30 protein-coding genes are annotated in these 25,207 nt (G+C 71.3%); 14 read left to right on the top strand and 16 right to left on the bottom strand.

Annotated elements, in window-relative coordinates; genetic code table 11:
* The first annotated feature begins 58 nt into the window (after positions 1-58).
* From ABGB01_RS07745 to ABGB01_RS07730, 4 genes are all read left to right on the top strand, one after another.
* Complete coding sequence (locus ABGB01_RS07745; protein WP_347771720.1) at positions 59-367, top strand: hypothetical protein; 309 nt, start codon at positions 59-61, stop codon at positions 365-367.
* A 71-nt stretch (positions 368-438) separates the two neighbouring features.
* Positions 439-1,035, top strand: coding sequence for a CoA pyrophosphatase (locus tag ABGB01_RS07740; protein ID WP_347771718.1), 597 nt, complete (start codon positions 439-441; stop codon positions 1,033-1,035).
* Positions 1,036-1,288: 253 nt separating this feature from the next.
* Positions 1,289-1,951, top strand: a complete 663-nt coding sequence (locus tag ABGB01_RS07735; RefSeq protein ID WP_347771716.1) for a lysophospholipid acyltransferase family protein — start codon at positions 1,289-1,291, stop codon at positions 1,949-1,951.
* Between the two features lie 65 nt (positions 1,952-2,016).
* Entirely contained in the window at positions 2,017-3,591 is a 1,575-nt protein-coding gene (locus ABGB01_RS07730) for a penicillin-binding transpeptidase domain-containing protein (protein WP_347771714.1), read from the top strand.
* A 7-nt stretch (positions 3,592-3,598) separates the two neighbouring features.
* On the opposite strand, the gene ABGB01_RS07725 is transcribed toward ABGB01_RS07730, so the two are convergent.
* From ABGB01_RS07725 to ABGB01_RS07710, 4 genes are all read right to left on the bottom strand, one after another.
* Entirely contained in the window at positions 3,599-4,465 is an 867-nt protein-coding gene (locus ABGB01_RS07725; protein WP_347771712.1) for an alpha/beta hydrolase, read from the bottom strand.
* 289 nt (positions 4,466-4,754) lie between these two features.
* Entirely contained in the window at positions 4,755-5,399 is a 645-nt protein-coding gene (locus ABGB01_RS07720; RefSeq protein ID WP_347771710.1) for a PadR family transcriptional regulator, read from the bottom strand.
* Positions 5,400-5,458: 59 nt separating this feature from the next.
* On the bottom strand, positions 5,459-6,184 hold the full coding sequence (locus tag ABGB01_RS07715; RefSeq protein WP_347771708.1) for a TetR/AcrR family transcriptional regulator: 726 nt from the start codon (positions 6,182-6,184) through the stop codon (positions 5,459-5,461).
* A 270-nt stretch (positions 6,185-6,454) separates the two neighbouring features.
* Positions 6,455-6,736 carry a DUF3040 domain-containing protein gene (locus tag ABGB01_RS07710; protein ID WP_347771706.1) on the bottom strand — a complete coding sequence of 94 codons (282 nt, stop codon included), beginning with the start codon at positions 6,734-6,736 and terminating at the stop codon, positions 6,455-6,457.
* A 134-nt stretch (positions 6,737-6,870) separates the two neighbouring features.
* Between ABGB01_RS07710 and ABGB01_RS07705 the strand changes: the two genes are divergently transcribed.
* The 3 genes from ABGB01_RS07705 (at position 6,871) to ABGB01_RS07695 (ending at position 9,887) form a co-directional block, all read left to right on the top strand.
* Positions 6,871-7,902, top strand: a complete 1,032-nt coding sequence (locus ABGB01_RS07705) for an Rv2578c family radical SAM protein (RefSeq protein WP_347771704.1) — start codon at positions 6,871-6,873, stop codon at positions 7,900-7,902.
* A 188-nt stretch (positions 7,903-8,090) separates the two neighbouring features.
* Positions 8,091-8,213: a hypothetical protein gene (locus tag ABGB01_RS07700; protein ID WP_347622073.1), complete on the top strand. Its 123-nt coding sequence runs from the start codon at positions 8,091-8,093 to the stop codon at positions 8,211-8,213.
* A gap of 357 nt (positions 8,214-8,570) precedes the next feature.
* Positions 8,571-9,887 (top strand): glycosyltransferase family 4 protein, encoded by a 1,317-nt coding sequence (locus ABGB01_RS07695; RefSeq protein ID WP_347771702.1) that lies wholly within the window; start codon positions 8,571-8,573, stop codon positions 9,885-9,887.
* Here the strand turns inward: ABGB01_RS07695 and crcB are convergent.
* Both crcB and ABGB01_RS07685 read right to left on the bottom strand, forming a co-directional pair.
* Positions 9,851-10,210, bottom strand: a complete 360-nt coding sequence (gene crcB / locus ABGB01_RS07690; protein ID WP_347771700.1) for a fluoride efflux transporter CrcB — start codon at positions 10,208-10,210, stop codon at positions 9,851-9,853. The genes ABGB01_RS07695 and crcB overlap by 37 nt on opposite strands.
* Before the next feature lie 94 nt (positions 10,211-10,304).
* On the bottom strand, positions 10,305-10,769 hold the full coding sequence (locus ABGB01_RS07685) for a CrcB family protein (protein WP_347771698.1): 465 nt from the start codon (positions 10,767-10,769) through the stop codon (positions 10,305-10,307).
* A gap of 75 nt (positions 10,770-10,844) precedes the next feature.
* Between ABGB01_RS07685 and ABGB01_RS07680 the strand changes: the two genes are divergently transcribed.
* A complete protein-coding gene (locus tag ABGB01_RS07680; RefSeq protein WP_347771696.1) occupies positions 10,845-11,558 on the top strand; it encodes an HNH endonuclease family protein in 714 nt (237 codons plus the stop codon).
* Between the two features lie 3 nt (positions 11,559-11,561).
* On the opposite strand, the gene ABGB01_RS07675 is transcribed toward ABGB01_RS07680, so the two are convergent.
* Positions 11,562-12,398, bottom strand: a complete 837-nt coding sequence (locus ABGB01_RS07675; RefSeq protein WP_347771694.1) for an SGNH/GDSL hydrolase family protein — start codon at positions 12,396-12,398, stop codon at positions 11,562-11,564.
* A gap of 217 nt (positions 12,399-12,615) precedes the next feature.
* Here ABGB01_RS07675 and ABGB01_RS07670 point away from each other — a divergent pair, with 217 nt between their 5' ends.
* Complete coding sequence (locus tag ABGB01_RS07670; protein WP_347771692.1) at positions 12,616-13,845, top strand: isochorismate synthase; 1,230 nt, start codon at positions 12,616-12,618, stop codon at positions 13,843-13,845.
* On the opposite strand, the gene ABGB01_RS07665 is transcribed toward ABGB01_RS07670, so the two are convergent.
* The 4 genes from ABGB01_RS07665 to ABGB01_RS07650 all read right to left on the bottom strand — a co-directional run bounded on the left by ABGB01_RS07665 (position 13,846) and on the right by ABGB01_RS07650 (position 17,516).
* A complete protein-coding gene (locus tag ABGB01_RS07665; protein ID WP_347771690.1) occupies positions 13,846-14,466 on the bottom strand; it encodes a YigZ family protein in 621 nt (206 codons plus the stop codon). It abuts the gene before it with no gap.
* Between the two features lie 254 nt (positions 14,467-14,720).
* The gene (locus ABGB01_RS07660; protein WP_347771688.1) at positions 14,721-15,476 is read right to left on the bottom strand and encodes an ATP-binding cassette domain-containing protein; all 756 of its coding nucleotides are present in this window, start codon (positions 15,474-15,476) and stop codon (positions 14,721-14,723) included.
* Positions 15,473-16,480 carry an ABC transporter permease gene (locus ABGB01_RS07655; RefSeq protein WP_347772109.1) on the bottom strand — a complete coding sequence of 336 codons (1,008 nt, stop codon included), beginning with the start codon at positions 16,478-16,480 and terminating at the stop codon, positions 15,473-15,475. Before ABGB01_RS07655 ends, ABGB01_RS07660 begins: the two co-directional genes overlap by 4 nt.
* Positions 16,481-16,535: 55 nt before the next feature.
* A complete protein-coding gene (locus ABGB01_RS07650; RefSeq protein WP_347771686.1) occupies positions 16,536-17,516 on the bottom strand; it encodes a sugar ABC transporter substrate-binding protein in 981 nt (326 codons plus the stop codon).
* 205 nt (positions 17,517-17,721) lie between these two features.
* On the opposite strand from ABGB01_RS07650, the gene ABGB01_RS07645 reads away from it, so the two are divergent.
* Positions 17,722-18,360: a TetR/AcrR family transcriptional regulator gene (locus tag ABGB01_RS07645; protein WP_347622087.1), complete on the top strand. Its 639-nt coding sequence runs from the start codon at positions 17,722-17,724 to the stop codon at positions 18,358-18,360.
* Here the strand turns inward: ABGB01_RS07645 and ABGB01_RS07640 are convergent.
* The 4 genes from ABGB01_RS07640 to ABGB01_RS07625 all read right to left on the bottom strand — a co-directional run bounded on the left by ABGB01_RS07640 (position 18,357) and on the right by ABGB01_RS07625 (position 22,048).
* The gene (locus ABGB01_RS07640; RefSeq protein WP_347771684.1) at positions 18,357-18,593 is read right to left on the bottom strand and encodes a hypothetical protein; all 237 of its coding nucleotides are present in this window, start codon (positions 18,591-18,593) and stop codon (positions 18,357-18,359) included. The genes ABGB01_RS07645 and ABGB01_RS07640 overlap by 4 nt on opposite strands.
* Before the next feature lie 14 nt (positions 18,594-18,607).
* Entirely contained in the window at positions 18,608-19,945 is a 1,338-nt protein-coding gene (locus ABGB01_RS07635) for a TRAP transporter large permease subunit (RefSeq protein WP_347771682.1), read from the bottom strand.
* A gap of 70 nt (positions 19,946-20,015) precedes the next feature.
* Positions 20,016-20,864 carry a CoA ester lyase gene (locus tag ABGB01_RS07630; RefSeq protein WP_347771680.1) on the bottom strand — a complete coding sequence of 283 codons (849 nt, stop codon included), beginning with the start codon at positions 20,862-20,864 and terminating at the stop codon, positions 20,016-20,018.
* A complete protein-coding gene (locus tag ABGB01_RS07625; RefSeq protein ID WP_347771678.1) occupies positions 20,861-22,048 on the bottom strand; it encodes a CoA transferase in 1,188 nt (395 codons plus the stop codon). The genes ABGB01_RS07630 and ABGB01_RS07625 overlap by 4 nt, the downstream gene beginning before the upstream one ends.
* Positions 22,049-22,127: 79 nt before the next feature.
* Here ABGB01_RS07625 and ABGB01_RS07620 point away from each other — a divergent pair, with 79 nt between their 5' ends.
* The 3 genes from ABGB01_RS07620 to ABGB01_RS07610 are packed head-to-tail and all read left to right on the top strand — an operon-like array spanning position 22,128 to position 23,513.
* Positions 22,128-22,802, top strand: a complete 675-nt coding sequence (locus tag ABGB01_RS07620) for a GntR family transcriptional regulator (protein WP_347771676.1) — start codon at positions 22,128-22,130, stop codon at positions 22,800-22,802.
* A complete protein-coding gene (locus ABGB01_RS07615; RefSeq protein ID WP_347771674.1) occupies positions 22,799-23,203 on the top strand; it encodes a hypothetical protein in 405 nt (134 codons plus the stop codon). Before ABGB01_RS07620 ends, ABGB01_RS07615 begins: the two co-directional genes overlap by 4 nt.
* Positions 23,190-23,513 (top strand): HAD family hydrolase, encoded by a 324-nt coding sequence (locus ABGB01_RS07610; RefSeq protein WP_347771672.1) that lies wholly within the window; start codon positions 23,190-23,192, stop codon positions 23,511-23,513. The genes ABGB01_RS07615 and ABGB01_RS07610 overlap by 14 nt, the downstream gene beginning before the upstream one ends.
* Here the strand turns inward: ABGB01_RS07610 and ABGB01_RS07605 are convergent.
* Complete coding sequence (locus ABGB01_RS07605) at positions 23,457-24,248, bottom strand: inositol monophosphatase family protein (protein WP_347771670.1); 792 nt, start codon at positions 24,246-24,248, stop codon at positions 23,457-23,459. The genes ABGB01_RS07610 and ABGB01_RS07605 overlap by 57 nt on opposite strands.
* Before the next feature lie 121 nt (positions 24,249-24,369).
* Here ABGB01_RS07605 and ABGB01_RS07600 point away from each other — a divergent pair, with 121 nt between their 5' ends.
* Positions 24,370-25,110 (top strand): GntR family transcriptional regulator, encoded by a 741-nt coding sequence (locus ABGB01_RS07600; protein WP_347771668.1) that lies wholly within the window; start codon positions 24,370-24,372, stop codon positions 25,108-25,110.
* Positions 25,111-25,207: the final 97 nt, after the last annotated feature.

The following is a 25,207-nucleotide window of genomic DNA, read 5'->3' as shown; positions in this document are numbered from 1 at the left end:
GACAGGGCCGCCGTGGCGAGGTGTGATGTGGTTCACGCCTCCGAGAGGAGCCAGCGCAGTGACGACGTCCTCCGAGCCGCCCCACGGCGACGAACCTCCGCCCCCATGGTCGCAGCCGCCGCCCTACCCGCAACCGCCCCATCAGCCGCGACCGGCCGGCCAGGTGCTGTCGATCATCGGGTTCGTCTGCGCCGCGGTGGCCGTGCTGTTCATCCCGATCCTGTTCGGCCTGGCCGGCATCGTGCTGGGCATCGTCGGCCACACGCGCGGCGAGCCGCTGGGCAAGTGGGCCGCCGTCGCCGCCGGGGTGGGGATGATCCTGGGCTTCGTGCTCGGCATCGTGGTCATGAGCAGCATGTACGCCTGACGCCGCGCGTCGCCGGCGCCCAGGTCGTCATGGTCCCGCGCGCGTCACACGCGCCGTGAGATCCTGGTGGCGTGCTGTCGCCCATCGACGTGCTGCGCGAGCAGATCATCGCCCACCTGGCCGCCTTCGACCGCAGGCAGGTGCCGCCGGTCGGCGGGGTGCGCAGGGCCGCCGTCACCGTGTGCGTGCTGGAGGACGCCGAGCGCCGCCCGTACACGATCCTGATCAGGCGGGCGCCGCACGGCCGCAACCCCGGGCAGTGGGCGCTGCCCGGCGGGCGGCTCGACGACGGCGAGCGGCCGGTGGACGCGGCGCTGCGCGAGCTGGCCGAGGAGACCGGCGTCACCGGGGTCGAGGTGGCCGGGCTGCTCGACGACTTCGTCACCGACTCCGGATTCGTGATCACGCCGGTGGTGGCGTTCGGCGGCCGGCAGGAGCCGGTGGCCGACCCGCGAGAGGTGGCCTCGGTGCACGCGGTGCCGCTGGAGCGGTTCCTGGCGCCGGGGGTGCCGCGCTGGAAGGGGAAGCTGCTGCAGATGCCGCTGGGCCCCTCGATCGTGATCCACGCGCCGACCGGGGCGATTTTGTGGCAGTTCGCGGAGGTGGCGCTGCGTGGCCGTGAGCAGCGGGTCTTCGACGTGGCGCAACCACATTGGACGAGAACGTGACCGATTCTTGGGGGCGTATGGAATTCGCGTCGCCGGATGTCCGTTAGCATCGAAAGGCCGATGTGGTCTGTGTCCCCCGGGCCGCAAATTACCGCCTTCACGGAATACCGTTCGGCTGGAGCCGTGTTGTGCATCTCGCCGAGGAGGCGACCGCCACATCGGCCTTAACAGCTTTTCCAGGCGTCCCGCCCACCGGCGGGACGCCTGCTTTATGGTGGGGTGGCCGACCGCCCGATGATCGCAGGAGTGCTCGTTGCTGTACGAAGTGGTCAAGTTCGCCGCCGCGCCACTGGCACACGCCATGTGCCGGCCGCATGTCACCGGTGCGGCCCACGTGCCGAGGAGCGGGCCCGCGATCCTGGCCGCCAACCACCTGTCGGTGCTCGACTCGTTCCTGCTGCCCGCGCTGCTGCCGCGGCACGTGACGTTCACCGCCAAGAACGAATACTTCGACGGCAATCCGATCTCCGGGTTCTTCATGCGGCTGGGCGGGAGCCTGCCGATCGACCGCGAGAGCGCGCACGCCGCCCAGGTCATGCTCGACGAGGCCGCCGCGCTGCTGGGGCGGGGCGAGCTGTTCGGCATCCATCCCGAGGGCACCCGCTCCCCCGACGGCCGCCTCTACCGCGGCAAGGTCGGCGTGGCCTGGCTGACGCTCAAGACGGGCGCCCCCGTGCTGCCCGTGGCGCTCAGCGGCACCGAGAAGGTGTTGCCGCCCGGGACGTCGGTGCCGAGGCCCGCGCGGATCGGCATCGCCATCGGGGCGCCCATGCGCTTCGACGGCGACCACACCAAGGCCCGTGACCGCCGCCGGGTGACCGACGAGATCATGGCGGCCATCCAGAAGCTGTCCGGGCAGGAATACGTGCCGGCCTACGCGTCGAGCCTCAAGGCCGCCGCCAACGGCACACCATGAGCCGGGCCGTCCGGCGTCGATGACGAGGGGGCTGATCAGTGGCGCGGGGTCGTACGATCGCGATCGTGTCCGTCGCCGCCGTGCTCGCGGTGGGGGCCGCGGGCGGCGGCGCCTACTATGTGCTGCACACCAGGGGCACGCCCGCCGAGACGGCGCAGCGCTTCGCCGCCGCGTGGCAGGCGGGCGACAAGGCCGCCATGGCGGCCGAGCTGGCCGCACCGCAGCAGTTCAGCGCCTACGACCAGCAACGCGAGGCGCTCGCGGTGGAGTCGACCGTGATCCGGCTGGGCCAGATCACCGAGGGCGACGACCGGGCCAGCGCCCCCTACACCGCGACCCTGACGCTGAAGGACATCGGCACCTGGATCTACGAGGGCGAGATCGACCTCAAGGTGGCCGACCGCACCTGGAAGGTCGACTGGAAGCCCACGACGCTGCACCCGTCGATGACCGAGGGGGCGTCGTTCGAGGTGAAGACCCGCTGGCCCGAGCGCGCCGAGATCACCGACGCCGAGGGCGGGCGCATCGACACCGGCACGGTCGGCGGTTCCGTGCAGCAGCTCGTCGGCTATCTCGACAAGGCCTCCAAGAAAGACGCCGCCAAGCTCGGCTCCGCCTACGAACCCGGGCAGACCATCGGGCACCACGGGCTGCAGCGGACGTTCCAGAAGCAGCTGGCCGGCGCACCGTCCACGGAGATCATGCTCGGTGGCAAGACCCTCGAGACCATCGAGGGCAAGGACGGCGAGCCCCTGCGCACGACGCTCGACCCGAAGGTGCAGGCCGCCGCGGTCGACGCGGTCAAGGACATCGAGAAGCCCGCGTCGATGGTGGCGATCAAGGCGTCGACCGGCGAGATCCTGTCCGTGGTCAACAACAAGGGCGGCTTCAACCGGGCGCTGGACGGCCGCTACCCGCCCGGCTCGACCTTCAAGGCGGTCACCGCGATCGGGCTGCTGGCGGCCGGGGTGTCGGAGGAGGACACGGTGACGTGCCCGCAGTACGCCACCGTCGGCGGGCTGAAGATCCGTAACTCCGACAAGGCGGAGTTCGGGTCGTTGTCGTTCCTCGACGCGTTCGCCCACTCGTGCAACACGACGTTCGCGCCGCTGGCCCAGCGGGAGCTGGGCGCCGACAAGCTGCTGGAGGCGGCCGAGTCCGTCGGCTTCAACCAGCCGCTCAACATCGGCGTGCCGGCCACCGAGGCCGGCTTCCCCAAGGCCGAGTCCGACGCCGAGCTGGCCGCGGAGTCGTTCGGGCAGGCCAGGATCACCGCGAGCCCGCTGTCGATGGCCTCGGTGGCCGCCGCCATCGCCGACGGCACATGGCGGCCGCCGACGCTGGTGCCCGAGCTCAAGCAGAAGGCCTCGGAGCAGAAGCTGCCCGAAGGGGTCAAGGACGGCCTGCACGCGATGATGTCGGCCGTGGTGACCAAGGGCACCGCCAAGGCGGCCGGGCTGCCCGCCGGCACCTACGGCAAGACCGGCACCGCCGAATACGGCACCGGGGAGAAGCTCGACAGCCACGCCTGGTTCATCGGGTTCAAGGACGACGTGGCGTTCGCGGTGGTCGTGGAGGGCGGTGGCGGCGGCGGGTCGGTGGCCGCCCCCGTGGCGGCCACCTTCCTCAAGGGCCTCTGAGCCGGGCTCAGGCGAGGAACTCGCGGATCTCGGCGGCCACCCGTTCCGGCCGCCCGCGCCGGGCGGCGTTGCAGGTGGCGCTGTGACCGAGCCCCGCCATCTCCACCCGGCGGGCGCGCGGCAGCACGCGCTCCAGCGCGTCGAGCGCCGTCCGCAGGTAGGCCGGGCTTCTGGAGCCGCCGAGCAGCAGCACGTCGGCGTCCACCGACCGGTAGGCCACCGGATCGCCGGCCGTGGCCGTCTCGGCCACCACCCGCACGTCGTAGTGCAGCGTCGGGGCGAGCTCGTCGAACGCCGGCTCCCCCTTCGCCGAGGCCTTCTCCTGCCCCTTCTGCGCCAGGACGGTGAGCCACTTCAGCAGGACGCGCGGCATCATCGTGAAGATCGGTGGGCCCATGCGGGTGGCCCGCATGCCGGTGACCAGCGCCGCCGTGGTGTCGCCCGCGGCGATCTCACGGTCGAAGCGGGGCAGCCAGTCCGTCGGGTTGGAGCCGGCGATGTCCAGCGGGGGTTCGAAGAGCACGATCTTGTCGAGGGCCGACCGGGTGAGGGCGGTGCGCAGCGCGATGATGGCGCCCGAGCTGATGCCGACGGCGTAGCGGGCGCCGGTCGCCGCGAGCAGGGCGTGGAGGTCCTCGGTCTCCCGCTCGACGCCGTAGGCGGGGCCGTGCGGGCCGCTCATGCCGCGGCCCCGGCGGTCGGGCAGGTAGCAGGTGAAGTCGTCCGACAGTGCCTGGGCCAGCTCGATCTGGCTACGGCCGACCTGCATGGTTCCGTGCAGGAAGACGAGGCCGGGGCCGTCGCCGAGCCGGTGGTAGCCGATCGTGGTGCCGTCCTTCGACGTCACGTCGCCCAAGGTGGTGGTGGTCGTCATGCTTGGCTCCCATGGTGGTTTCCGCCCGTGAAGGGAGCCCGGCTATTGTTGCGAGTGCCATCTCGTGGCCGGGGTCCGCTTCGCGCGGTCTGCGGTGCGAGGTCTCCCGGCGGCGGTGCTGCAACACCGCCGCCGGTTTTTCGTGGTACGGCCCGAGGTCCGCTCGCCGCGGCCCAGGGTTCCTTGGAGGGGCCCGGAATCGCCCGCCGCCCAGGGGTTTCCCATGGGCGGACCTGAGGGCGGCCCGGGGTCAGCTGGTGCGGCCGGGCCTTTCGGTGGCCTGGGCTGGTCAGTCGGTGCGGCCCCTCTCGGCGAGGTCCGCCACGTCAGGGGGCATCCGGCCCGTACGGTGATAGGCGCGCCACTCCTCCAGGCCGGGGAACGCGCCTCCACCGAACTCCGCCAGCAGCGAGCTCACCCAGCGGGCCTGGGCCTCCCGCATCGCCAGCGCGTACTCCGACTCCAGGAGGAAGAGCCGGGGCAACTCGCCACGTTGGTGTTCCAGAGCGCGGCGGTCGTCGCCGATCTGGCGTCGCAGCTCGTCGAGCCGCTGCCGCAGCAGCGGCGCGACCTCGTCGGGATCGAGACCGCCCATCACCGACAACCCGGCCTCGAACGCCGTCGGCTCCCGCTCGGGAACCGACAGCAGCTCGCGGGTCCAGTCGTCGGCCTCCTGGCGGCCGGCGTCGGTGACGCGGTAGACCGTGCGCTCCGGCCTGGCGCCCTGCCGCCCGCTCTCCACGACCTCCAGCAGGCCGTGTTTCTCCAGGTTGCGGACCACGGTGTAGAGGGATCCCCATTTGATCGGCATGTCCTGGTCCTTGCCGCGTGCCCGCAGGACCGAGGCCATTTCATAGGGGTGCATCGGCCGCTGGACGACCGCGGTCAGCACGGCGAGCGCCATCAGGTTTCCGACCCGTCGCCGCTTCGCCATCCCGCCCACCTCCTACTCGTCTACGAATATACGCGCACGAGTAGCGGGCGTAAAGACCGTCACCGGGACGAGGTCGCCTCGTCGTAGTCGAGGCCGAGCTTGGGGGCCATCTCCCGCAGGCATTCCTCGAAGACCGGTTCCAGGTCGGAGTAGGCGAAGCTCAGCTGGTTGAGCGCCTCCATGCAGAGCACGCCGTACAGCCTGATCCAGCACGTCAGGAAGACGTGTACGGCCTCCACCGGCATGTCCACCCCGGACGAGTCGGCGTACACGCGCAACTGCTCCGCGATGGACGGATGCAGCTCCCCCGGCGCGAGCACCGGGAACGGGCGCACCTTCCACATCTCGGCGACCTCCTCGAGGAAGACCTGCTCGAAGTCGCGCCCGGCCAGCTCGCGCGGCGAGTCGGGCCGCCTCTTGGCGGTGATCGGGCTCGCGAACACCCAGCCGAACTCCGCCCGATGCGTGATCGCCCAGCCACGCATCGCCCGGCACGCCGCCAGCAGCCGGCGGCCGTGCTCGTCCGGCGGGCAGGAGTCGCGCGCCGCCTCCACCACCGCCGTGAGCTCGCGGAAGAAGTCGGCGGTCACCGCGCCGACCAGCTCGTCGTGCCCGGTGAAGTAGTGGTAGAGCGCCGGCCCGCTCATCCCCATCTCCCTGGCCACGGCGTTGACCGTCACGGCGGCCGGACCCTGCTCGATCAGCAGCTTGCGCGCGACCGCGCGGATCTCCGCCAGCGTCGCCTGCCTGACCCTGTCACGCCTGCTCGCGCCCTGCGCGGCCATGGGCCCACCCTCCTCCGGGGATATGAACGGTGCCTTCCTAACAGGAGTAAGGAATCCTAGTGCCATCAAGGAGGAAGGGCTGGCGACCTACCGGTGGCGGCAGCACCACGCCCGGTGATCACCTGCGACGGGGCGGCGAGTTGTGCGGGGCCATGCGTGCGCGTGCCACATGTCCAGGCTGAGCCGTCCAGAGATCCGGCTTCGCGAGGTCGGGAGGCGAACGGAGGGCCGGGATCCAGGCCGGGATCCAGGCCGGGGTTCAGGCCGGGGTCAGAAGGCCGTGGTCAGAGCGAGAGCGGCGGCGGCGTCGAGGCGGAGCACCATGATCAGGAGAGTGGCGATGAGGGTCGCGATGAGCAGCCAGCTGATCAGGATGATCACGGTCGAGCGGCGTGGTCTGCGCGGGGCGCCCGGTGGCCGCCGGGTCTTCGCCTCGCTGCGACGGACCCGCTCGTTGAACGACTCGAGCCGAGCCACGAGTCGCGGGTCGTCGTCGACGAGGTGCTGCTCGATCTCCGCCAGCATCCGCTCCTCGTCCTGCGACCAGGCCATGGGTGCACCTCCCGAACGCAAGCTCTTCAGGCGTGTTTCTGCCCAACCATGAAGATCATTAGCCCCCGCCCGACCAGGTAATTGCCGCCTCTTTCCATTTGCGATCACGCTCGAATCCTTGTTCTAATCATGGGATGCGCTGGGACAACCTGCGCCTGGCCGCGCCCGGTCAGGACGATCCGGCCGTGCCGCTGTTCGCCCGCGGCGCGGTCACCCGCACGTTCGACACGCCCGAATTCAAGGGGATGACCTTCTACGAGATCCAGGCTCGGTCGATCATCAACAAGGTGCCGGGGGCCAGCCGGGTGCCGTTCGAGTACACGATCAACCCCTACCGCGGCTGCAGCCATCGCTGCGTCTACTGCTTCGCCCGAAAGACGCACGAATATCTGGAGATGGACGCCGGAGCGGATTTCGACTCGAGGATCGTGGTCAAGGTCAACTCCGCCGAGCTGGCCCGCAAGGAGCTGGCCGCGCCCCGCTGGGGCGGTCACCACATCGCGATGGGCACCAACGTCGACTGCTACCAGCGGGCCGAGGGCCGCTACCGGTTGATGCGCGGCATCCTGGCCGCGCTGCGCGACGCCGCCAACCCGTTCTCCATCCTCACCAAGGGCACGCTCATCCTGCGCGACCTCGACCTGCTGACCGAGGCCGCCGGCGTGACCGACGTGAGCGCCAACGTCTCGGTCGGCTTCGTCGACGCCGGGATGTGGCGGGCGGTCGAGGCGGGCACACCCCAGCCGCGGCGACGGCTGGAGACGTGCGCCACTCTCAACGACAACGGCATCGCCTGCGGCGTGCTGATGGCGCCGATCCTGCCCTACCTCACCGACTCCCCCGCCCAGCTGGAGCGCACGGTCAAGGAGATCGCCGAGTCGGGCGCCACCCACCTCGCGCCCATCGTGCTGCACCTGCGGCCGGGGGCGCGCGAGTGGTGGCTGGAGTGGCTCTCGCGCGAGCACCCGCGGCTGGTGCCGCGCTATCTGGAGCTCTACGGCAGAGGTGCGTACGCGCCCAAGACCTACCAGGCGCGGGTGACCGGGCTGGTCAAGGAGCTGGCCGAGCGCCACGGCGTCGGCCGCGCCACCCCTGCCATGGCCCGCCGCGTCCCGCCCCGCCGTCCACCGGCGCCGGCCGAGCCCGAGCAGCTCCGCCTCCTGTGACCGGCCGCGGTGCACGAGGCCGAGCAGCGGTTGCCCGGTCTGACGCATGGTGAGGGCGTGTGGTGGTCGGAGCCGTCGGGCGACCGTCCCACCCGATAGGCGGTATGTCGGATTTCTTCGTTAGTTGGGTACTAACGCACGTGGTGCACTAATAGGGGTGCACCACGTCCGTACACGGGGGGATTCCCATGGCTGACACGAAGAAGAAACCCGCGGCCAAGACCGGCAAGTCGAAGAAGCAGGCCATCAAGACGAGCAGGCAGACCAAGGAGACGAAGAAGGAGACCAGGAAGGCTCCGGACGAGGGGTGACCCTGACCGGACGGCGGGCGGTCTGGGGCACCCGCCCGCCGAGCCGGACGCCATGACCGGGCAGCCGAGGGAGCCGCGCCTCGGCTGTCCCGTCGATCGGAAGCCGCGGGCCCGCGACCGCGGGCGAACGCATCCCAAAGCGTGATCAGCGTTCTACCTGGGAGATCATCCGGCATAAGCCGCGCGTGCAACCTTAGCCATATATCTGGCGTCTAAAGATCATAGGTGGGGAAAGCGCACAGGGGATGAACAACGTGCACTCCGCCAAGGCGAAGAAAAGGCCGGTGGCAGGGCGGAAGCCCGCGCCACCGGCCATGTGTGTTCATAGTTCTTCCGGCCCAGAGGGGATTACGTCAGGTGCGCGCACTGGCTCGCAAGGGTAAGTCGGCCGTGGTCAGGCTGTATCGGGGGTACGACCGGCGCCGGGGCAGGAAGGCCCCGCCACCCACGACGCGGCAGGTCCGCATCCTGTTGCTGCACGCCAACGGGATGGGCGGCACCATCAGGACGGTGTTCAACCTGGCGAGCCACCTCGCCAAGGAGCACGACGTCGAGATCGTGAGCATCCTGAAGGAGGCCGAGCACCCGTTCTTTCCCATTGATCCGCGCGTGAAGTTCCGCTATCTGGACGACCGGCTCAAGCCCGGCGCCAACCCGTTGCGCGCGATGTTGTCCAGGCTGCCGAGCAAGCTCATCCCGAAGGGAGAGACGGCCTACCACCGGTTCTCCCTGTGGACCGACCTCGCGCTCACCCGTTACCTCCGCTCGGTCGACACCGGCGTGCTGATGGGCACCCGTCCAGGGCTCAACCTCGTGATGGCCCAGTTAGCCAGGCCCGCTGTCATCACCATCGGGCAGGAGCACGTGGCTCTGCGCACCCAGGCCGAGCCGATCCAGGAACTGATCAAGTGGCGGTACCGCCGCCTCGACGCTCTGGTCACCCTTACCAAGGCCGACCTGCGCGACTACCGGGAAATGTTGCCGAAGCAACCGCGCAAGCTGGTCCGCATCCCCAACGCCGTACCCCCGATGGCGGGTGACCCGGCCAAGCTCGACGCCAAGGTGGCCGTGGCGGTCGGCAGGATGACCCGCATCAAGGGCTTCCACCGGCTCATCACCGCCTGGCAGACCGTCTCGGAGGCCCACCCCGACTGGAAGCTGCGCATCTACGGTGCCGGGCCGCAGGAGGAGAGCCTGGCCCAGCAGGTCGTGGAGCTGGGTCTGCAGGAGACGGTGGAGCTGCCGGGGCCCACCTCCGACGTGGGGGCGGCGCTGGAGAAGGCGTCGATCTACGTGCTCAGCTCCCGCCACGAGGGCTTCCCGATGACCATCCTGGAGGCGATGGCCAAGGGGCTGTCCATCGTGAGCTTCAACAGCCCGCACGGCCCCAAGGAAATGATCACGCACGAGGTGGACGGGCTGCTGGTCAAGCCGCGTACCAACGCCAACCTGGCGTCCTCGATCATCCGCGTCATCGAGGACGAAGGGCTGCGCAGGGACCTGGCCGCGCGTGCGCTGGAGACGGCCCGCGGCTACGACCCCGACGTCGTCGGCCAGAAGTGGGACAAGCTGCTGGCCGACCTGCTGGCCCGCCGCGACGGCACGCACGCACGCCGGCGCAGAGCGGCCGCGAACGCTCAGGCCACGGCCTGTGCCAGCACCACGCCGCAGTAGGCCGCGCCCAGCCCGGCCAGCACACTGGCCACCGCGTTGGCCACCGCGTGGAAGCGGGCGCCCTCCTCCACCAGCCGGACCGTCTCGTACCCGAAGGTGGAGTACGTCGTCAGCGCCCCGCAGAACCCCGTGCCCGCCAGCGCCATCACCCCGTCGCCCGCGGGCAGCCCGGCCAGGAACCCGAGCAGCGCCGACCCGGCCACGTTGACCGTCAGCGTCCCCCACGGGAAGGCCGTGTCGTGGCGTGCCTGCACCGCCCGGTCCACCAGATACCGCAGCGGCGCCCCTACGGCCGCGCCCAGCACGATCAGCAGCACCGTCATGGCTCGCCGGCCCCTCGCCACGCGTGCACCGTCATCACTAACCGGCCCCTCGCCGCGCGTGCGCCGTCATCGGCCCGCCTGGGCAGCGCCGCCGTCATTTCGCCCTCGCCCGCGCGAGACCGGCGATCCGCCTGGTCAGCCACATGCCCGCGACCACCGCCGCGAGCGCCGCCAGCAGGGTGCCCACCAGGTAGGCCAGCCCCGTCACCTGCGCACCCGCCTCCACCGTCTGCCGCACACCGTCCGCGTACGTCGAGAACGTCGTGTAGCCGCCCAGCACCCCCACTCCCAGGAACGGCCGCACGAGCCGGTGGGCCCGCCGGACCTCGGCGATCACCACCATGAGCACCCCGATCAGCAGGCAGCCCGACACGTTGACCCAGAACGTCGCCCACGGGAAGTCCGCTGGACCGGCGGGCATGGCGGTCTGCAGGCCGTGCCGCGCCAGCGCTCCCAGCGCGCCGCCGGCCGCGATCACCGCGAGCACCTGGCCGCTCACCTCGGCGCGTTGCGTGGGTACGCGGAGATCGGCATCCGGATCGATCGGGCGATCAGTCACGAAACACTCCCCGTGTCGGCACACTGGATGCCGGGAACCTCTCTAGACAACCTGGGGAGCCGCACGGAGGACCGGTTGAGCACGAAGGACGCGATCGCCTTCCTGGCAGGAGCCGTCATCGTCGTTTCTCTCATCAACAACGCCAAGACCGGACCGGCCACCGCGGCCGGCCCTCTGGGCAACGTCAGCGGGACGCTGCCCGGCCTGGCACCTATCATCTCCGACGCGGAGAAGTCCGACGCGCGCGCCCTCATCCAACGGCTGCGGGTTGAACGGCTCGGCCCCAACACCGGATACCGGCGCACGCGGTACGGAGACAACTGGGCCGACGACGCCGTGGGGGTGCCGTACGCGCGCAACGGCTGCCGCACCCGTGACGACCTCCTGGCCCGCGACGGCCGCGACGTGACCTACCGGGCGGGCTCCAGCTGCGAGGTCGTCTCGATGAGGCTGACCGACCCCTACACCGGCCGGATCATCCACTGGCGCAAGTCCCGCGCCGACGAGGTGCAGGTCGACCACGTGGTGCCGCTCAACTACGGCTGGCGCATGGGCGCGCCGCGCTGGCCGATGACCAAACGGCTCGACTTCGCCAACGACCCGCTCAACCTGCTGCCCGTGGACGGCGACACCAACGAGGCCAAGGACGCCTCCGGCCCGTCACGCTGGCTGCCGCCGCGCCGGGTCATCCGCTGCGCCTACGTCACCCGCTTCGCGCAGGTCGCGCTCAAGTACGGCGTTCCGGTCACCCGCGCCGACAAGAAGGCCATGCTCGCCCAGTGCCGATGACGGCTATCGCGGGTCGAGCCAGTCGAAACCGCGCTCGAACGTCTGCTCCGCCAGCACCCGCTGCCCGGCCGTGCTCGGATGGAAGTAGTCCCACCTGCTGACGTGCTCGAGGGTGAAGGGGAAGGAGAACACCGCGCCGCCGTCGGTGCGGCAGGCCGGCCCGTACGCGGCGCACGCCCTGGCCGCCTCGCGGTTGTAGGCCATCACCCGCTCCCGCACCCTGGACCTGCGCTCCTTGTCGGCCCGCTTGGCCGACTTGGGCCGGGCCAGCATCGTCTGGCAGATGCGGCCCAGCGTCCAGAACGATCGGGCGAGCGCCTGGTCCTTGCCCACGCGCCACAACCGCCGCAGGTCGGGGATGCTGGCGATGAACACCCTGGCGCCGGGCATCCCTGCCCGCAGCTCGTGCAGCGCCCGGTCCAGCCGGGCCCGGTAGGTCGACACGGGGGTCATCGCCTGCTCGGTGCGCACGCAGGCGTCCTGGGCGCCGATGAGGATCGTCACGTAGTCGGCCTTGGCCGCGACCGCCTTCTTCACCTGGCCGAGCAGGTCGGCGCTGGTCGAGCCGGGCACGGCGAAGTTGAGGTTGTGCTTGTGGAGCGTTCCCGACAGCTGCGACAGGCGCAGGTAGTGGCTGGACACCTCGCCGTGGTCGCCCGACGACCAGGAGCGTGAGGGGCAGGAGACGTACCAGCCGCAGGCGTTGAACCCGGTGGAGATCGAGTCGCCGAGCGCGGCCATGATCTCGGGAACGGGCTGGACGACGGCGGCGCGCGCGACGCCGGAGCCGGAGAGGACGACCACGGCGGCGAGGGAGGCGGAGCCCAGACGAGCGATCATGGCCCTAAGGTAGGGAGCCGATCACCGGGGTCCTATGACGTCAGGGCAAGGTCTGTCATTTCAGGACCGACTTCATATCGCCGCTTGACAGGCCCGCAGGTGGTGAGGCGTGGCCGATACCCCTGCGCGTGCGGTCATAACCGGGTTCGATGTCCGCAACCTCACATTCACGGGGGTCCGAGTCGAACATGTTCAGTTCCCGCATAGAGTGTCTCGGGTGAGTGTCGCGCTCGGAACAACCCGCCCGCTACCGGTTCGCACCACCCCTGTCGGCGACCCCGGTGACCTGCTGGCTTCCCTGCCCAGGACGACACCTTACGCCTGGGTCAGAAACGGCGAGGGCCTGGTCGGCTGGGGCGAGGCCGCCCGGGTCGCCGTGCCCCCCGGCCCCGGCCGATTCGTCTGGGCCCGCCAGTGGCTGGCCACCGTCCTCGGCGACGCCCACGTCGACGACGCCGTGCGCGCCCCTGCCCCGGGCCCCGTCGCCTTCGGCAGCTTCACCTTCGACGAGGACGCCCGCGGCTCCGTCCTGGTCGTGCCCAGGGCCGTGCTCGCCCGGCGCGACGGGCACGCCTGGCTCACCACGATCGGCGAGGCGCCGCTGGAGACGTTCTCCCCCGTACGCACGCCGGGCCGCATCAGCTACGGCGACGGCAGCCTGAGCGCCCCCGAGTGGGAGCACGTCGTCGCCCGCGCCGCGCGGCGCATCCGCGACGGCGAGCTGGAGAAGGTGGTGCTGGCCCGCGACCTGCTCGCCACCGCCGAACGGCCCATCGACGTGCGCCTGCTGCTCACCCGGCTGGCGCGGCGCTACCCCGAGTGCTACACGTTCTCGGTGGCGGGGCTGGTGGGGGCCACGCCCGAGTTGCTGATCCGGCGCACGGGCCAGGAGATCGAATCGCTCGTGCTGGCCGGCACGACCCCGCGCGGCAGCGGCCCCGCCGACGACCTCGCCAGGGGCGCCGCGCTGTTCGCCTCGGCGAAGGACCGCCACGAGCACGAGTGCGCGATCGCCTCCGTACGCGACACGCTGGCGCCGCTGTGCTCCGCGCTGATGACGCCAGACGAGCCCGAGCTGCTGATGTTGCCCAACGTCCAGCACCTGGCCAGCCACGTCACCGGCCGGCTGGCCGATGGGGCGTCGGTGCTCGACGTGGTCGCCGCGATGCACCCTACGGCGGCCGTCGGCGGCACCCCCACCGGGACCGCCATCGAGGTCATCCGCGAGCTGGAGGGCATGGACCGCGCGGGCTACGCCGGCCCTGTCGGGTGGATCGACGCCAACGGCGACGGCGAGTGGGGCATCGCGCTGCGCTCGGGGCTGGTGCAGGGGCGGCGCGCACGGTTGTTCGCCGGCGGCGGCATCATGGGCGACTCCGACCCGGCCGCCGAGCTCGCCGAGGCCCAAGCGAAGTTCCGCGTCATGCAGTACGCCCTGGAGGGCTGATCACTGCGGGACGTGGAGGTTCTCGCCCAGTGAGACGCGGGCCCGGCCGGCCGTCAGCCCGGCCACCCAGTCGGTGAACGCCGCCACCTCGTCGGCGCCCACCGCCACGTCGAAGCAGACCTCGCCCGCGTACGTCACGTCCCGCACCGTGTGGCGGGAGGCGCGCAGGTCGTTCTCCACCCGGCCGGCCTGGTCGTGGGCGACCGCCACGCGCACCAGCCTGGCCGGCACCATCCGCACCGGCTCGACCCGATCCAGGGTCTCGGTCACCGCCGAACCGTAGGCCCGCACCAGCCCGCCCGCGCCCAGCAGGGTGCCGCCGAAATAGCGGGTCACCACCGCCACCACGTCGCTGAATCCCCTGCCCACCAGCGCCTGCACCATGGGCGTGCCCGCGGTGCCGCCCGGCTCGCCGTCGTCGTCGCCCTTCTGGATGCGCTCGCCGACGACGTAGGCCGTGCAGTTGTGGGTGGCGAACGGATGCCGCTGCCTGCGCTCGCCGATGAAGGCCGCAGCCTGCTCGACCGTGCGCGCCGGCGCCAGCGCGCAGATGAATCGCGAACGCCGCGCCTCGGTCTCGTGCTCGACGGTGGTGGTGATGGTCAGGTACGGCGCAGGCACATTCCACAGCGTATTGCCTCCCCGCCTCGACATGCTCGGGCACGGCATGCGACGGCCGCCCGGCCATTGAGGGCTCGGGCGGCCGTCGCGCTGGGTAATAAGGGGCCGTACAGGAGCGAGCGCCACCGTACGACGCCGGGCGCCTTTACGTTGTAGATCAAATGACCCTCCGGTAAGCACTAGGCGTACCTATGGGGTCTTTGCCCCGCGCATCCGCCCAGGTGCCGCCGGAATCGGTCAAATGTCGCCCAAATTCACTCCCGTTCCAGCTCGTGCGCCAGTTCCTCCAGTTCCGCCCCGCCGGACATGAGCGCGGTCAGCTCCTGTGTGGTGATCTCGCCCTTGCCGTACTCGCCGAGGCTCGTGCCCCGGTTGAGCAGCAGGAACCGGTCGCCCACCGGGTAGGCGTGGTGCGGGTTGTGGGTGATGAAGACCACGCCGAGCCCCCGGTCGCGGGCCCTGGCGATGTAGCGCAGCACCACGCCCGCCTGCTTGACCCCCAGCGCCGAGGTGGGCTCGTCGAGGATGAGGACGCGGGCGCCGAAGTAGACGGCCCTGGCGATGGCCACCGACTGCCGCTCGCCGCCGGACAGCGTGCCGACCGGCTGGTCCACGTCCCGGATATCGATGCCCATGGCTCGGAGCTCGTCGCGGGCCACGCGCCGGGCCTTGGCCACGTCGAAGGCCAGGCCCTTGCGCGGTTCGGAGCCGAGGAAGAAGTTCCGCCACACCGACATGAGGGGGATCATGGCCAGATCCTGGTAGACGGTGGCGATGCCGCGGTCGAGCGCCTCGCGCGGGCTGGCGAAGCTCACCTCCGCGCCGTCGACGAGCAGCGTGCCCGCGTCATGCCGGTGCACCCCGGCAAGGATCTTGATGAGTGTCGACTTGCCCGCGCCGTTGTCGCCGAGCACGCAGGTGACCTGGCCGGCCGTCACGCTCATCGACACGTCGCGCAGCGCCAGCACGGAGCCGAACGTCTTGCCGATGCCACGGGTCTCGAGAATCAATGCCGCACCTCCTCGGCGTACCGCCGGACCAGGCGGTTGGCCAGCGTCGCCAGCAGCAGCATCGCGCCGAGGAAGAACTTGAACCAGTCGGCGTCCCAGCCCAGGAACACGATGCCCTTGTCGGCCATGCCGAAGATGACCGCGCCGATGGCGGCCCCGACGGCCGAGCCGTAGCCGCCCGTGAGCAGGCAGCCGCCGATCACGGCCGCGATGATGTAGATGAACTCCTGACCGATGCCGATGTTGGCCTGCACGGACGTGTAGCGCAGCGCCATGATCGAGCCCACCAGCCAGGCCGCGAACGCCGTGGTCATGAACAACGCGATCTTCGTCCGCGCGGCCGGCACGCCCACGGCGCGGGCGGCCTGCTCGTTGCCCCCCACCGCGAAGATCCAGTTGCCGGCCCTGGAGCGCATGAGCACCCAGGTGGCCAGCGCGGTCACGAGGATCCACCACAGGATCGCCACCCGGAACGAGGTGCCGCCGATCTCGATCGTGCCCGCGAAGATCGCGTTCGCGCCCTCGAACCCCTCCGCCCGGCGCAGCCCGCTGACCTGGACGGTCCCGGTGATGGCCTTGGTGACGCCGAGGTTGATCCCCTGCAGCATGAGGAACGTGCCCAGGGTGACGATGAAGCTGGGCAGCCGCGTCCTGGTGACGATCAGGCCGTTGGCGTACCCGACGGCCAGCGCCACGACGAGGCCGACGAGCATGGCCGGCCACACGTTGAGGCCGAACCGGGTGGCCAGCGTGACCAGGATCAGCCCGCTGGTGCCGGTCAGCACGCCGGCCGACAGGTCGAACTCGCCACCGATCATCAGCAGCGCCACCGCGACCGCCATGATGCCGAGCGTGGCGGCCGGGTCGAGCCAGTTGGCGATGCCGGCCGGCGACCGGAACACCGGTGACTGGGTGGCGAAGAACACGAACACCACGACCAGGCCGACCACCGCGCCCAGCTCGGGCCTGATCAGCAGCCGCCGGACCAGCCCGACGTCGGCCATGCGGTCGTCGGCCCGGGTCTGCGCGCCCGTCACGCGGCCTCCCCGGCGGACGGCGTCATCGGGTGCCCGCCTCGGCCAGCTTGGACACCTGCTCGGCGTTGTCCTTGGTGACGAAGCCCGGCCCGGTGTTGACCGGCAGGCCGCCGCCGACGGTGTTGAGGTTGGTCCTGTACAGGTTCAGGAACGTGATCGGCAGGTAGCCCTGCAGGTACTGCTGCTGGTCCACGGCGAACAGGATCTCGTCCGCCTTGATCGCGTCGACCACGTCGGCCGACAGGTCGAACGTGGCCAGCTTGGCCTGCGAGCCCGAGTCGCTGATCGCGTCCCTCGTGGCGACCGCGATGGCCGGGTTGAGCGCCAGCACGCCGTTGACCTGCTGGTCCGACTGGAGTTTCGCGGTGACCTTGGACGTCACGTCGGCCAGGTTGCTGATGTCCACCTGCAGCCGCTCGACCGTGCCGCCCAGCGTCTCCTCCGCGCCCTTGCAGCGCTGGTCGAGGCCGACGTTGCCGGCCTCGTGGACGACGCAGACCAGCTTGGTGACGCCGGCCGCCTTGAGCTGCTCGCCCGCGCCGCGCCCGGCGACGTCCTCGGACTGGCCGACGTGCGTGAGGGCGCCGAACGCCTTGGACGACTCGGCGCCCGAGTTGATCGTCACCACCGGGATCTTCGCCGCGACCGCCTTGCCGATGGACTCCTTGAGCGCGTCGGGGTTGGCCATGGAGACCACGATGCCGTCCACCTTCCCGGAGACGGCCTGGTCGATGAGCTGCGACTGCTTGGCGGGGTCGCCGTCGCCCTGGTAGGTCACCTGCACGCCGTACTGCTCGCCCGCGGCCTCGGCGCCGTTCTTGACCACATCCCAGAAGGAGTCGCCGGGCGCTCCGTGGGTGATGACCGCGAAACTCGCGTCACCGCCCCCGGCCGCGCCGGTGGAGGAGGCGGGCGGGGCGCTCTGCGCGCTCTCCCCTCCCGAGGAACAACCTGTCATGGCCAGCACGCCCACCAGGGCCAGCACGATCGGGGTACGTCTCACAGGACACCTCCAAGACCAACGGGCTAGCCATGGTTCTACCTCAATGTCAACACCATGTATAGACATACGGACTAATGCGGCGATCTTCTTCCCTTGGAGGCGGGCGCGGAGTGCCGCCGCGGAAGCCGACGCCCCAGCACCCTCAGCCCCGGGATCAGGCGAGGAACGAATAGAACGGAACCGTACGTTCCCGTATGATGGCGGTATGACCAGCGCACCCATGAGCGGCCGCAAGGCCCAGGCCGCACGTAACGACGAGCTGATCCTCCAGGCGGCCAGGGCGGTGTTCACCGCCGACCCCGGCGCCCCCATAGCGGCCGTCGCCGAGAAGGCGGGGGTCGGGATCAGCGCACTCTACCGCCGTTATCCCAGCAAGGAGGCCCTGCTGCAGAAGCTCTGCGGCGACGGGCTGAAGCTCTACATCGAGGTGACCGAGCGGGCGCTGGCCGAGGAGGGCGACGCGTGGGAGGCGTTCGCCGGCTACCTGCGGGGCATCGTCGACGCCGACACCAACTCGCTGACGATCAGGCTGGCGGGCACCTTCCGCCCGACGGAGGAGCTCTATCGCGACGCGGTCAGGGCCGACGGCCTGGCCACGGAGATCCATCGCCGCACGGTCGAGGCGGGCGCGCTGCGACCCGACGTGACGGTCGCCGACATCGCGCTACTGCTGGAGCAGATCGCCTCGATCAAGCTGGGCGACGAGAAGCGCACCGCGCAGTTGCGCCACCGCTTCCTGGCGCTGGCGACGGACGCGCTGAGGGTGCCGCCCGGCCACCGCGAGCTGCCCGGCCCGCCGCCTGAGGACGACGAGCTCAAGGCCCGCTGGAGCCCGGCCGGCTAGTCCTCGCCGGGCTTCCAGCCGAACGCGTAGGCCATCACGAAGGCGAGCAGACCGGTAACGCCCGCCGCCACGGTCATCGCCAGGCCCAGCGCGGACACCACGCCGGAGACCAGGCCCGGGCTTCCGGCGACGAGGCCGACCGCCTGGGTGAGCACGACGACGACCCCGAGGGCGAGGAACAGCACCAGGCCGATCTTGAACAGGACCATGGTCACGGTCTTGACGGCGTTCACGATGTGACTTCCTCTCAGATCGGCAGCGCGCCGGTCGCCACCAGCACGCCGATGACCAGGGTCGGGATGACGAACCAGACGATCAGCCGGACGAACGTCCTGGCCGGGTCCACCTGGGCGATGCCGCAGGCGATGTAGATGGGGGCCGCGCCCGGCGGGGACGCCCCCTCCGTCGAGGCGAAGATCATGACGGCGGTGGCCGCGGCCGCGGGGTCCATCCCGGCCGCGGTCAGCGCGCTGAAGGCCACCCCGCCGACCGCGGCGATCGTCGCGGTGGAGGTCAGCGGCGCGGCGACGACCACGATCAGCAGGCCGACCACGGTCGCGATCACCACGGCGGGGGCGTCGAGCGCCTGCATGATCGCGGTCAGCTGCTCGACCAGGCCCAGTTCGCCCAGGGTGGCGGCGGCCGCGAAGGCGAAGAACAACGTCGCGCCGATGACCGCGTACCTGGGGCCCATGTCGGCGAGCAGCTCGCTCCAGGCGCGGCCGGTGCGCGGCAGCCGCTTCCACGCCACCGCGAGGGTGACCAGCACGGTCAGCACGGGGATCCACACGACGATGCTGACGTCGTCGGCCGCCTCCCCCACCCGCGACTCCATGAGCTTGACGCCGAAGTCCAGGGTCATCAGCACCGGGATGACGATGCCGGCGTACACCAGCAGCGACGTCCACCCGGCCCGCAGCGCGGCACGCAGGGGGACGATGTCGGCCGCGTCGGTGGCGGCGATCTTGTGCCGCCGCACCCAGAGGAACACCAGGACGAACCGGTACGCCACCGTCCACAACCCGCCCACCAGCGCGGGCACGAACAGCTGGTCGGCGGTCAGCACGGGCGCCACGGCGGCGGAACCGAGCAGCAGGAAGATCGACGAGCTCGGCGGGATCGAGATGCCGAGCCCGGCGTTGCCCGCCACCAGCGAGGCGGCCAGGTCGGGCCGCCAGCCCGACCTGGTCATCCACGGGATGGTCACCGACCCCACGGACGCGGCGATGCCGGACCCTGAGCCCGACGGCCCGCCGAGCAGGGCGGCCGCCGAGGTCGAAACGTATCCCGCGCCGCCGCGCAGCCGGCCGAAGACGGAGTTCAGCACGGTGACCTGCTCCTGGATGAGCCCCAGTTTGGTGAGCAGGTAACCCATGAACACGAACGCCAGCGCGGCGAAGACGACCTCCTCGGCCAGCGCTTCGGTGATGCCCGCCCAGGCCAGGCCGAAGAACTCGGTGCCGCCGAACAGGCAGATGGCGACGAACCCGAGGAGCATCGCCTCACCGATGCCGCGTTTCAGCACGCCGTTCCAGACGACGATGATGGCGATGTAGGCGACGAGCGCCCATACGGCGATTCCCATGGCGAGAATTCCTCCAGTGGGGGACGGTTCCACGCGCTCCGGACGGCGGGCGGCGGACGGGGGTCCGGGGTCAGCCGTCCGAGGACGGCGGGTCGGCGAGCCTGCGGGCCAGCTCCACGGTGCGGCGGGCCCTGGCGACGATGGGGGCGTCCACGAAACGGCCGTCGGGCAGCGCGAGCGCGCCCGTGTCGGTCCGCTCGGCCCGTTCGGCGGCCTCGACGATCTCGGCGGCTCTGGCCACCTCGTCGTCGTCCGGGCGGAAGGCCCGCCGGATCACGGGGATCTGCCGGGGATGGATCGCGGTTCTGCCGAACAGGCCGAGCGCGCGGCCGGCCCGGCAGGAGGCCAGCAGGCCGGCCTCGTCCTTGACGTCCGGGTAGACGGACATGGGCACCGGCGGCAGGCCCGCCGCGGCGGCGGCCAGCACGACCTGGAGCCTGAGGTGGTTCATGGCGTGCTCGTCGGTGACGGCCAGCTCGGCGGCCAGGTCCTGCTCGCCGAGCGCGACCCCGGCGATGCCGGGGTGGGCGGCGATCTCGCGGGCGGCGACGATCCCCGCCGCCGACTCCAGCAGCGCGTACGCGGGCGCCCCGGCGATCGTGTCCAGCGAGGCGGGCGATTCGACCTTGGGCAGCCGTACGCCGTCGGCGAGGTCGGCGACCGCCTCCAGATCCGCCCGGCCGCGCCCGGTCGCCAGGTCGTTGACCCGGACGTGCACCTGGACCGCCGCGTCGCCGGACGGGCCGTCCCCGCGGGAGCGCAGATAGGCGACGGCGTTGGCACGGGCCTCGTCCTTGCGGGCGGGGGCGACCGCGTCCTCGAGGTCGAGGATCACCACGTCGGCTCCGGACGCGACCGCCTTGCCGAACCGCTCGGGCCGGTCGCCGGGCACGTACAGCCAGGTCACGGGCGGGTTCACGCGATCACTCCGGCTTCGCGCAGTGCCGCGATCCGCTCGTCCGGGTAGTCCAGTTCGGCGAGCACCTCGTCGGTGTCCCTGCCCAGGGGCCGGCCCGGCCAGCGGATCTCGCCGGGCGTGTCCGACATGCGGAACAGCACGTTCTGCATGGTGACCGAGCCGAGCTCCTCGTCGGGCACGTCCACGAACGTGTTCAGCGCCGCGTACTGCGGGTCGCTCGAGACGTCGGATACGTCGTAGATGGGCGCGACCGCGGCCTGCACCTCCTCGAAGCGGGCGATGACCTCGTCGGCGTCCCGCTCGGCGATCCACGAGGCGACCGCCTCGTCCAGCTCGTCGACGTGCTGCACCCGACCGTGCCCGCTGGCGAACCACGGCTGCTCGACGAGGTCGGGCCGCCCCACGAGGGTCACCACCCGCTCGGCGATCGGCTGCGCGCTGGTGGAGATGGCCAGCCAGCGGCCGTCGCGGGTGCGGTAGGTGTTGCGGGGGGCGTTGCTGGTGGAGCGGTTGCCGGTGCGCTCGGGCACGATCCCGAGCGCCTTGTACGCGCTCATCTGCGGTCCGAGCAGGCCGAGAATGGGCTCGATGATGGCCAGGTCGATGACCTGCCCGCGCCCTGTGCTCTCGCGGGCGCGCAGCGCCACCATGATCGCGTACGACATGGCCAGGCCGGCGATGCCGTCGGCGAGGGCCAGCGGCGGGAGCGTCGGCGGGCCGTCGGGCTGGCCGGTCATGGCCGCGAACCCGCTCATGGCCTCGGCCAGCGTCCCGAACCCCGGCCGCGCGGACATCGGCCCGAACTGCCCGAAGCCGGTCATCCGCGCGACGATCAGCCGCGGGTTGATCCGCAGGAGGTCCTCGGGGGCCAGGTTCCAGCGCTCCAGGGTGCCGGGGCGGAAGTTCTCGATCAGCACGTCGGACCGCTCGGCCAGGCGGCGCAGGATCTCCTGCCCCTCGGCCTGCGACAGGTCGACGGCCGCGTTGCGCTTGTTGCGCGACAGCGTCTTCCACCACAGCCCTACACCGTCCACGGAGGCACCGTGCCCGCGTGAGGGGTCGCCGCGGCGGGGATGCTCGATCTTGATCACATCGGCGCCGAAGTCGCCCAGCATCATCGCGGCGGAGGGACCGGCGAACAGCGTCGCCGCGTCGATGACCCGCAGGTCAGCGAGGCTAGTCATGGGAATGTAACTTATAAGAAATATGTCATAGGTCAAGACGTTCGCCTGATCAGTCCGGAATCTGGGAGACACTTGACGCATGCCGACCCCACGACCTCCCATGAGCAAGGCCGAGTACGTCTACAGCGTGCTCCTCGACGAGATCCGCAGCGCGCGGATCCCCGGCGGCACGGCGTTGCGGGCCGGAGAGGTGGCCAAACGGCTCGGGGTGTCGGTCACGCCCGTACGCGAGGCCCTGCGCAGGCTGGAGAAGGACCGGCTGATCAGCTATGAGGCGCACCACGGCGCGACCGTGGTCGACCTGGGCGACGAGGCGCTCGCGGAATACTACGGCCTGCGCGCGGTCGTCGAGGGCCTGGGGGCGCGGCTGGCGGCGGCCAGGATCACCCCGGAGCAGCTGGCCTCGCTGCGCGAGCTGCACGCCGCGATGGCCGAGGACGCCGAACACGGCCGGTACGACCTGCTCGGCGAGCAGAGCAGGCGCTTCCACCTGAGCATCGTCGACATCGGCGGCCCCGCCTTCCTGGGCGCGCACGCCCGATCGGTGCGCAACAGCTTCCCCGTGCCCGCCGAAGCGTCGCTCTGGCTGGACGAGGACCAGGTCAAGGCCCAGATGGAGGCGCACGAGGGCATCCTCGCGGCGCTCGCGGCCGGCGACGGAGCGGCCGCGGAACGCATCATGGTCGACCACGTCAACCGCGCCGGCGAGTTCCGCCAGGAAACCCCCGGCCCGCTGACGGGCGGCCTGGCATGACCGGCGTCAAGGGCGTCCTGTTCGACCTGGACGGCACACTGCTCGACCACCGGGGCGCCGCCGACGGCGCCATCGTCTCCTGGGTGTCCGCCCGGGCGCCCGGCCATCCCCGGCTGGGCGAGGCGGCCACGCTCTGGGCGGAGCTGGAGGGGCCGTACCTCGCGATGTGGCAGCGCGGCGAGTGCTCGGTGCAGGAGCAGCGGCGGCTTCGGCTGCGCGCGCTCTGCGCGGAGCTGACCGTCCCCGAGCCCGGCGACCTCGACGCGGCCTACGACGACTTCACCGGCCGCTACCGTCGCGGCTGGTCGGCCTTCCCCGACGCGGCGCAGGCGGGTGAAGGAGCTGGGCGGGTTCGCGCTCGGCGTGCTGACGAACGGCGCGCAACCGGTGCAGGAGGATAAGGTCCGGGCGATCGGGCTCGGCGGGCTCGTCGGCCCGGTGCTGACGGGCGAGGTGCTGGGCGGGCACTTCAAGCCGTCGCCCGCGTCGTACACGGGCGCCGCCGCGGCGCTCGGCCTGGTGCCGGAGGAGGTCGTGCTGGTGGGCGACGACGTGGTGAACGACGTGACGGGGCCGGCGGCGGCCGGGATGCGCTCGGTCTGGCTCGACCGGCTCGGCGTGGAGCGGCCGCCCGCCGGGTTCCCCCGCATCACCTCACTGACCGGCCTGGCGCGGCTCCTCCGCGACCTCGGCCAGCACGGAGTCCTCTAAGGCGAAGCCGCCCACGTGCGCCAGGTAGTCGCCGGGGGCCAGGGGATCTCCCAGGTAGACGCCGCCCGCCCGGCGCACCAGCAGGGCTCCCGCCGCCACGTCCCACGGGTTGGACCGGGTGCCGTACGCGGCGTCGGACCATCCGGCGGCCACGTGCGCCAGGTTCAGCGCCGCGCTGCCCGGCCTGCGCACGGCGGCGAAGGACTCGAGGAATCGCCGGTAGCGCCGCAGCGCCTCGTCGCCCTCCGCGTCCAGGTCGTGGGGTGAGGGATAGCTCGTCAGCAACATCGCCTCGCGGTCGGTGGCGGCGCCGGCACTGCGCAGGGGGGTGCCGTTACACCAGGCGCCGTCGGCGGAGGCGGTGAACTCGTCCTCGCGCACCGGGTCGTACACCACCCCCGCCACCAGCTCGCCTCCGACGGCGGCGGCGATGGACACGCAGAAGAACGGCAGCCCGGTGGCGAAGTTGGCGGTGCCGTCGATGGGGTCGACGTACCAGACGAGGTCGCCGGAACCGGTCGTGCCGCCCTCCTCCCCCACGATCACGCTGCCGGGGAAACGGGCGCCGATGACCGCGCGAATGCTCTCCTCGGCCGCCCTGTCGTGTTCGGTCACGGGATCGTGGAAGTCCCGTTTGGTGGTCACACCGGGCCGGGATCTGAAGGCCTTGCGCAGCCTGGGGCCGACGGCCCTGGCCGCCTCGGTGGCGGTGTCGAGCAGATGGGTCACGTCCATGTGGGGCTCCAGCTTCAGCCGATCGAGGTCATCGCAACCGTCATGCCCAATCCCGAGCGCCGCGCACGCCCGTTCATGACCTGTTTGTCAGGACATTATGACCTCGGTTAAGCTGATCAGCATGACCCGCGATCTCGCCATCGACCTGGATCGATCCAGCCCCGTGCCGCTCTATTTCCAGGTGGCCGAGCAGATCGCCGAGGCGATCCGGCGGGGTGACCTGGCGCCGGGCTCGCGGCTGGACAACGAGATCCTGCTGGCCGACAAGCTCGGCCTGTCGCGGCCCACGATCCGCCAGGCGATCCAGTATCTCGTGGACAAAGGCCTGCTCGTCCGCAAGCGCGGCGTCGGCACGCAGGTGGTGCACGGCCAGGTCAAACGCTCGGTGGAGCTGACGAGCCTCTACGACGACCTGCGCCGGGCCGGCCAGGAGCCGGCCACGCAGGTGCTGGCCCTGGAGCCGCGCCCGGTCGACGAGGACATCGCCGCCATCCTGGGCGTGGAGGCCGGCACGGAGATCCTCTATCTCGAACGCCTGCGCTTCGCGGCCGGCGAGCCGCTGGCGGTGCTGCACAACTGGCTGCCGCTCGGGCTGGCCCCGCTCACCGCCGCCGACCTCGAGGGCCGCGGCCTGTACGAGCTGCTGCGCGGCGCGGGCGTGCGGATGCGGGTGGCCAACCAGCGCATCGGCGCGCGCGCCGCCAGCCAGTCCGAGGCGAAGCTGCTGGACGAGCGCCGCGGCGCCCCCCTGCTCACCATGATCCGCACGACGTACGACGACCAGGGCCGGGCCGTCGAGCACGGCTCGCACGTCTACCGGGCCTCGCACTACTCCCTGGAAGTCACCCTCATCGAGCGCTGAGGGCCGGCGGGCTCCCGTCAGCGGCACTCCGCGAGCGAGCGCGGCACCGCCCGGGTTGACGGAGACTCGACACATTCTCAACACGGTGCCGCCTACC

The organism is Nonomuraea sp. B5E05 (assembly GCF_039880665.1).
Taxonomy (GTDB): domain Bacteria; phylum Actinomycetota; class Actinomycetes; order Streptosporangiales; family Streptosporangiaceae; genus Nonomuraea.
This window is presented reverse-complemented; position numbering and strand designations above follow the sequence as displayed.

Coding starts and splice junctions, on each gene's coding strand:
- ABGB01_RS07725 (WP_347771712.1), bottom strand. CDS start 4,465: ATGACGACCACCACCACCTTGGGCGACGTGACGTCGAAGGACGGCACC.
- ABGB01_RS07720 (WP_347771710.1), bottom strand. CDS start 5,399: ATGGCGAAGCGGCGACGGGTCGGAAACCTGATGGCGCTCGCCGTGCTG.
- ABGB01_RS07715 (WP_347771708.1), bottom strand. CDS start 6,184: ATGGCCGCGCAGGGCGCGAGCAGGCGTGACAGGGTCAGGCAGGCGACG.
- ABGB01_RS07710 (WP_347771706.1), bottom strand. CDS start 6,736: ATGGCCTGGTCGCAGGACGAGGAGCGGATGCTGGCGGAGATCGAGCAG.
- ABGB01_RS07705 (WP_347771704.1), top strand. CDS start 6,871: ATGCGCTGGGACAACCTGCGCCTGGCCGCGCCCGGTCAGGACGATCCG.
- ABGB01_RS07700 (WP_347622073.1), top strand. CDS start 8,091: ATGGCTGACACGAAGAAGAAACCCGCGGCCAAGACCGGCAAGTCGAAG.
- crcB (WP_347771700.1), bottom strand. CDS start 10,210: ATGACGGTGCTGCTGATCGTGCTGGGCGCGGCCGTAGGGGCGCCGCTG.
- ABGB01_RS07675 (WP_347771694.1), bottom strand. CDS start 12,398: ATGATCGCTCGTCTGGGCTCCGCCTCCCTCGCCGCCGTGGTCGTCCTC.
- ABGB01_RS07655 (WP_347772109.1), bottom strand. CDS start 16,480: ATGGCCGACGTCGGGCTGGTCCGGCGGCTGCTGATCAGGCCCGAGCTG.
- ABGB01_RS07645 (WP_347622087.1), top strand. CDS start 17,722: ATGACCAGCGCACCCATGAGCGGCCGCAAGGCCCAGGCCGCACGTAAC.
- ABGB01_RS07635 (WP_347771682.1), bottom strand. CDS start 19,945: ATGGGAATCGCCGTATGGGCGCTCGTCGCCTACATCGCCATCATCGTC.
- ABGB01_RS07625 (WP_347771678.1), bottom strand. CDS start 22,048: ATGACTAGCCTCGCTGACCTGCGGGTCATCGACGCGGCGACGCTGTTC.
- ABGB01_RS07620 (WP_347771676.1), top strand. CDS start 22,128: ATGCCGACCCCACGACCTCCCATGAGCAAGGCCGAGTACGTCTACAGC.
- ABGB01_RS07615 (WP_347771674.1), top strand. CDS start 22,799: ATGACCGGCGTCAAGGGCGTCCTGTTCGACCTGGACGGCACACTGCTC.
- ABGB01_RS07605 (WP_347771670.1), bottom strand. CDS start 24,248: ATGGACGTGACCCATCTGCTCGACACCGCCACCGAGGCGGCCAGGGCC.
- ABGB01_RS07600 (WP_347771668.1), top strand. CDS start 24,370: ATGACCCGCGATCTCGCCATCGACCTGGATCGATCCAGCCCCGTGCCG.